Origin of the sequence: Actinoplanes sp. NPDC051633, from assembly GCF_040681735.1 — a bacterium.
Lineage (GTDB): Bacteria > Actinomycetota > Actinomycetes > Mycobacteriales > Micromonosporaceae > Actinoplanes.
In genome coordinates this window covers 1-6,063 of record NZ_JBFAZH010000415.1, presented here as the reverse complement: position 1 = coordinate 6,063, position 6,063 = coordinate 1, and the positions used below count along the sequence as shown (strand labels likewise).

Sequence of the window (6,063 nt, the reverse complement as noted above, 5' to 3'; positions counted from 1 at the left end):
GCCACGACCGCGCGGTCGACGTCGACGAGCTGCACGGCGCGGCCCGCGCGGGCGACGCACACGACTTCGTGATGGAACTGACCAAGCAGTACGACACGTTCCTGTCGCGGCACTTCACCGGTGGCGCGGACCTGTCCGGCGGCCAATGGCAGCGGCTCGCGGTGAGCCGCGCGTTCTATCGGGACGCGCCGCTGCTGATCTGCGACGAACCCACCGCCAACCTGGACGCGCGGGCCGAGCACGCGGTCTATCGGCGGCTGCGGGAGCTCGCCGCCGGCCGGACCGTCATCCTGATCACCCACCGGATGGCCAGCGTGCGGGAAGCGGACCGGATCTTCGTGCTGGACCACGGCGCGGTGGTCGAGGAGGGCGATCACGCGGAGCTGATGCGGGCGGACGGCACCTACGCGCAGATGTTCACCCTGCAGGCAAGCGCCTATCAGTCGGCATGACGCCCAGGTCACATGGCCGGGCGGCCGCGTGCGTGCCAGAGTGAGGGCATGACCGTGGGCCTGCTCGTCGCCGCCGTGGTGCTGCTGGCCGGCACCACCATCGGCCTGTGGCGCCGCCGCACCGAAGGCCGGCTGCGACCTGCCGCACCCGCCGTCGTCACGCCGGAAGAGCCCGCCGGCCGGATCGATGCCGAATTGCTGGCGGCGCTGGGCGCCGATCAGCCGGCCGAGGTGACACTGCTGCAGTTCTCGTCGGCATTCTGCGCGCCGTGCCGGGCGGTGCGCCGGATCAGCGCCGAGGTGGCGGCCATGGTGCCCGGCGTCCGGCACGTCGAGGTCGACGCCGAGAGCCACCTCGACGCCGTGCGTACCCTCAACATCTGGCGCACGCCCACCCTCCTGGTGCTCGACGCCGAGGGCCGTGAGATCAAGCGCGCCACCGGCGTGCCCGGCAAGCCGCAGCTGATCGCCGCGATCGGCACCGCGTCGCAGCGCTGAATCTGCACGTTTCCGCTGGTGATGCCGCTCACGGTGGCAGCCGGGCCGAGAAGTGCGACAGTCAGAGCATGGAGCTGGATCCGCGCGGACAGCGGTTCGCGGCGACGCTCACCAGCGTCGTTCTGATCGTGGTGCTGGCCACCGGCTGGGGTTGGCTGGCGCTGATCCAGGCCGTGGTCTTCGCGATCACCGCGGCGGACCCCCGCCGCGGGCCCTACCCGATGGTCTACCGCGCCGTGGTGCTGCCGCGCCTCGGCCCGCCGGCCGAGCGAGAGCCCGCCGCGCCCGTGCGGTTCGCGCAGCTCGTCGGCTTCGTGTTCCTGACCGTCGCCGCGGTCGGCTACCTCTCCGGGGTCACCGCGCTGGGGGTCGCCTTCGCGGCGCTGGGCCTGCTGGCCGCATTCCTCAACGCGGCGTTCGGCCTGTGCGTCGGCTGCGAGGCATATCTGGCGATCCGCCGTGCGACGGCGCGACCCGCCGCCTGACGGACGTCGATCACCGGCATCGATCACGGCCGAAGGCTCGAAGATCACCCGACCGGGTGAGGTCTCGGCGGACCGTGTAGTCCGAGAACAATGACCGAAGATCTGCCCGTCCGGACACGCCGGAGAAGCCGCCGATGCCGGGAAACGCCCATTTCGGCGCCGACCGCCCGGCACCAACGGTGGCCGGGCGGATCAGCGGATGAGCCCTAGAACTTGGGCGCGTCGGGCGCCTCGAGCAGGCCCAGCCGCAGCGCGGTCATGAGCGCCTGAGCCCGGTTGGCGGCGCCCAGCTTCTCGTACAGCTTGGAGATGTGGGTCTTCGCCGTGGACTCCGAGACGAAGAGCTGCTTCGCGATCCCGGCCACGCTCATGCCGTCGGCGAGCAGCCGCAGCACCTGACCCTCGCGCGGCGAGAGCTGCGGTCCGCTGGGCGCGAGGCGACGCTTCATGGCCTCGGCCAGATCGGCGGCCGTGAATGCGCTCGGTGCCGAGGCGGCGTGCCGGGCAGCCGCCACCACCTCGTCGGCGGGCGCCGTTTTCGGCACGAAAGCGCTGGCCCCGGCCTCGAGAGCGCCGAACAGCTGGTCGTCGCCGGCGTACATGGTGAGCACCACGATGCCCATGTTGGCGTTGTTCTTGCGGAGGGCGCGCGTCGCCTCTAGGCCACTGCCGTCGGGCAGCCGCAGGTCCATGATCACAACGTCGGGCTGCAGGGCGCCGGCCTGGCGAACGGCCTCGGCGGCCGTGGCGGCCTCGCCGACGACCTCGAACTGCCGGTCGCGCTCGAATGCGTGTCGCAGCCCCTTACGGATCAAGTCGTGATCGTCGACAAGGAGGACCTTGGTGCGCGTCGTCGGCGTCGGACTGGTCGACATGCTCGGGTTACTCCCCTTCTGGAGCGGAAACGCTATCCCGCACGCTATCGCGTCGGGCCGCACTTCCTAGCACCACGGCAACCGTTGTCCCGCTGGGGTGTCGTGGCGTGATCTTGAGCTTTCCGCGAATTCGCTCCGCCCGCTCGGCCATGATCGTGAGCCCGTACCGACCGTCGGGCCGGTCGTCGGCGAAGCCCTTGCCGTCGTCGGCGACGGTGATCTCCGCGTACGGCGGGTCGATGGTGCAGGTGACCCAGAGGTTCGACGCGCCGGCGTGCTTGCGAGCATTCGTGATCGCCTCCTGGGCGATGCGCAGCAACTCCGCCTCGGTCGCGGCCGGCAGCCGGGCGGTCGACTCGTCGAAGGTGAAGTGCACGCGCAGGCCGGCGGGAGTGCCGATGGTGCGCGCGTACTCGGCGATGGCCGCCGCCAGACCGCCGTTGCGGTCCACCTCCGAGCGCAGCTCGAAAAGGCTCAGCCGCAGCTCGGTGATCACCCGCGTCACCTCGGCACGCAGTGAGCGCAACTCCTCGGCCGTCTCCTCGGCGCCCTCCGGCAGCGTGGCCTGCGCGTTGTCGATGCCGTAGCCGACCATCACCAGCTCCTGCGCCACCCCGTCGTGGATCTCGCGGGCCAGGCGCTGGCGCTCCTCGTTGGTCGCGAGCGAGCGCACGTCGTCGAAGAGCAGCGCCGCCTCCAGCCGCAGCGCCGCCGGCCCGGTCACCTCGGTGACGCGCGAGACCACGGCCGACGGATAGGCCTGCGCCACATCCGCTTCCAAGATCACCAAGCCGATGGTACGAACGCCGGCAACCAGCGGCACCACCAGCGACGACGAGACCTCGCCGCTCCGATGCGTGCGCGACTGCGAGCGGCTGGCGGTCTGCGGCTGCTGGGTGGCCCAGGCGTCCGCGATCGCCGAGTCCGCGTCCAGCGTCGTCTCCCAGTCGACCCGCTCGGCGCCGGTCTGCGCCAGCACCACCAGCCGGCCGCCGCCGCTCGCCGACAGCACCGCCGCGCGCTCGCCCGGCGCGACCTGGCGCAGCTCCTCGAGCAGGTGCTCGGAGATGCCGCCCGGGTCCAGCGTCGCGCCCGGCAGGGAACGGGCGACGCTGCGTAGCTGGGTGAGCAGGCGGGTGGCCTCCGCGTACGGCTGCGGGGTGGGCGGCGCCGGCGCCATCAGCTGACGCATGGTGTCCGCCGCGAACGTCACGATCGCGCCCAGCACCAGCCACTGGCCGCCCGCCGCCAGGAAGCCCGGCTGGGTGATCGCCATCGGGCTGCTGAGCAGCGTCCCGCCCACCACCATCGCGACCGCGGAGACGCCGAGCAGGGCGGCGCCCTCGGTGGGCTTGCGGCGCAGGGCCGCGGTGAGCAGCGGAACCGCCAGGTACGGCAGGATGACCTCGGCGCCGAAGCCCGCGGACACCGTCTCGGTGCGGTCGGCGGCCGATGCGATCGAGGCCGCCGCCAGGCCGGTGATCGCCACCTCGGCGAACCGCCCCGCCGGCGCCCAGATCCGGTGGTCCGGCGTGAGGAGCGCGGGCAGCGCGGCGACCAGCAGCAACGCGATCCAGCGGAGCTCGCTGAAAGAGTGCGTCGCGATCACCGTGAGGGCCGCCACCAGGGCGAGCATGACGAGACGAGCGGCGACCGCCAAAGGCTGGACGCGCACGGGCATGACGGCGGAGGCTGGCACGTCACGGATCGTAGCCGCATGCTCAGCGGCCGGCCCATCCGCGAGTCGGCGGTGCGGCCCGCCCTCAACGGCCGGATTGTGGGTGCCACCGGGTAGCCTCCGGAGCATGGCTGACACCTCGACGCAGTCGATTCAGGTCTCGGCGCCCCTCGAGCGGGTCGCCGCGGTGATCTGCGACTTCCCGAGCTATCCCGAGTGGGCCGACGCGATGAAACAGGTCGAGGTCAAGAGCGAATACTCCGACGGGTACGCGGCCGAGGTCCGCTTCGTCATCGACGCCGGTGTGATGGCCGACGACTACACGTTGGAGTATGCGTACGCCGACGATCTGTCCCGGATCGAGTGGCACCTGGTGGCGCCCTCCAAGACGCAGAAGTCGCAGGACGGCTCCTACGACCTGGTCGACAACGCCGACGGCACGACCACGGTGACCTACACGCTGGCGGTCGAGCTCTCCATCGGCATGCTGGGCATGTTCCGGCGCAAGGCCGAGAAGATGATCATGGACACGGCGCTCAAGCAGCTCAAGCGCCGGGTCGAAGCCCTGTCCACGGCGTGATCGGCGAGGAGCGGGAGATGGCTGCAGACAGCGGGTCCGGCACCGGTTCGGCGCGGCAGGAGGCCGAGCGGCTGGTTGCCACGGTGCTCGCGATGACCTCCAGCGGCGCCGGACCGCGCGACGACGAGACCATTTCGGGTACGGCCGGGCGTCTGGTCGACGGCCTCGGCACGATCGGCCAGACCCTCGCCGGCATCGTCGGCCAGGTCGCGGGCGCCACGGAGCGCTCGGCGCCGCCGCGACCCGCCGGCCCGCCGGCCTCGGCTGAGTCCACGGCTTCCGGTGGGTCGGCTTCCGGCGGGGCCGGCGGTGGACAGGCTCGGGAGGCCGGTGGCGCCGGCGGAGCAGCTAAGGCGCCGGAGGCCGGTGGCGCCGGCGGAGCAGGTCAGGCCCCGGAGGCCGGTGGCGCCGGGGGAGCAGGGCGAGCTCGAGAGGCCGGCGCGTCCAACGGAGCTGAGGAGAGCCGGGGATCCGCCGGCGCAGCGGGCGATGCTCGGGTCGAAGATGCGATCGCTGATGCGGCCGGGCGCCTGGTGGGCGGCCTTGGTGCCCTCGGCGAGACCGTTGCCGGGTTTGTCGGCCAGGTGACGGGTCAATCTCGTCCGCCGTCGCGGCCGACCGCCGGTGCGGCCCCGGCTGAGGGCAACAACGCTGCTGACGCACCTCCGGGCGGCACGGCCGCGGACTCGGAGCGGGGCGGTTTTGCCGCGAGTGGCTCAGCGCAGGGTGGCTCGGAGCGGGGCAATCCTGCCGCGAGTGACTGGAAGCAGGGTAGTTCCGCGGCCGGTGGCTCGGAGCGCGGTGGCGCTGCGTCGGGTGGCTCTGACCGGAGTGGTTCTACGTCGGGTGGCTCGGAGCAGGGTGGCTTTGCGTCGGGTGGCTCCGATCGGAGTGGTTCTGCGCCGGGCGGCTCGGATCGTGCTGCGAGCAGTGCGGGCGGGGCGGGCACGGCGCGTGCAGCCGCGGATCGGCCCGGATCGACCGCCGGGTCCGCCACCGGGTCTGCCGGGTTCGCCGCTGGGTCAGCCGGTTCCGCCGGTGGGGACTGGGTGCGTAGCGGTGGCAGGGTTGTCGAGAATGCCTGGGCCTGGGCCACCGGTGGAACGGCCGGGCACGCCGGGACGCAGGAACGGCTTCGGTATGGGTGGTCGACCGGCAGCCTGGCGTGCTGTGTCTGTCCGGTCTGCCGAGCCATCGCGGGCATGCGCAACCCCACTCCGCAGACGGCCGAGCGGCTGGCGACCGGCGCCGGTGACTTCGCGACCGGCGTCGCCAGACTGATGCGTGCCGCTTCGGCGATGTCCGGCTCGCGCCCGGCGCGCCCGCGCAAGTCCGCGCCGCCCCGGCCGCCGGACCCCGACGTCTCCTGGTCGGCCGCGACCCGCATGAGCGTCGCCGAGCCGGACACATCGGTCGAGACGCCCGCCGACGACGCGTCGGCCTGGTCGGCCGCCACCCGCACGGCCGAGCGCGAGGCCGCCGCCGAGCGGTCTCG

The 6,063-nt window shown here is 72.6% G+C and carries 6 protein-coding genes and 1 pseudogene; 5 read left to right on the top strand and 2 right to left on the bottom strand.

The window, feature by feature from the left end:
- The 3 genes from AB0M20_RS22325 to AB0M20_RS22315 form a co-directional block, all read left to right on the top strand.
- A partial coding sequence (locus AB0M20_RS22325) for an ABC transporter ATP-binding protein (protein ID WP_364301029.1) occupies nucleotides 1–452 on the top strand: 452 nt, incomplete at its 5' end.
- A 48-nt stretch (nucleotides 453–500) separates the two neighbouring features.
- A complete protein-coding gene (locus tag AB0M20_RS22320; RefSeq protein WP_364301026.1) occupies nucleotides 501–950 on the top strand; it encodes a thioredoxin family protein in 450 nt (149 codons plus the stop codon).
- 68 nt (nucleotides 951–1,018) lie between these two features.
- On the top strand, nucleotides 1,019–1,435 hold the full coding sequence (locus AB0M20_RS22315; protein WP_364301024.1) for a DUF4395 domain-containing protein: 417 nt from the start codon (nucleotides 1,019–1,021) through the stop codon (nucleotides 1,433–1,435).
- A gap of 206 nt (nucleotides 1,436–1,641) precedes the next feature.
- Here AB0M20_RS22315 and AB0M20_RS22310 read toward each other — a convergent pair whose 3' ends face one another.
- Complete coding sequence (locus AB0M20_RS22310) at nucleotides 1,642–2,310, bottom strand: response regulator transcription factor (protein WP_364301022.1); 669 nt, start codon at nucleotides 2,308–2,310, stop codon at nucleotides 1,642–1,644.
- 7 nt (nucleotides 2,311–2,317) lie between these two features.
- Nucleotides 2,318–4,009 (bottom strand): GAF domain-containing sensor histidine kinase, encoded by a 1,692-nt coding sequence (locus tag AB0M20_RS22305; RefSeq protein ID WP_364301020.1) that lies wholly within the window; start codon nucleotides 4,007–4,009, stop codon nucleotides 2,318–2,320.
- 106 nt (nucleotides 4,010–4,115) lie between these two features.
- Between AB0M20_RS22305 and AB0M20_RS22300 the strand changes: the two genes are divergently transcribed.
- Together AB0M20_RS22300 and AB0M20_RS22295 are read left to right on the top strand one after the other, a co-directional pair.
- Nucleotides 4,116–4,568: an SRPBCC family protein gene (locus AB0M20_RS22300; protein ID WP_364301018.1), complete on the top strand. Its 453-nt coding sequence runs from the start codon at nucleotides 4,116–4,118 to the stop codon at nucleotides 4,566–4,568.
- A 1,202-nt stretch (nucleotides 4,569–5,770) separates the two neighbouring features.
- Nucleotides 5,771–6,063, top strand: a pseudogene (locus AB0M20_RS22295) (hypothetical protein); the annotation flags it as partial.

What these genes read in the sequence shown, in the direction of transcription:
- AB0M20_RS22320 (WP_364301026.1), top strand. Translation starts at nt 501, where the DNA reads ATGACCGTGGGCCTGCTCGTCGCCGCCGTGGTGCTGCTGGCCGGCACC.
- AB0M20_RS22315 (WP_364301024.1), top strand. Translation starts at nt 1,019, where the DNA reads ATGGAGCTGGATCCGCGCGGACAGCGGTTCGCGGCGACGCTCACCAGC.
- AB0M20_RS22310 (WP_364301022.1), bottom strand. Translation starts at nt 2,310, where the DNA reads ATGTCGACCAGTCCGACGCCGACGACGCGCACCAAGGTCCTCCTTGTC.
- AB0M20_RS22300 (WP_364301018.1), top strand. Translation starts at nt 4,116, where the DNA reads ATGGCTGACACCTCGACGCAGTCGATTCAGGTCTCGGCGCCCCTCGAG.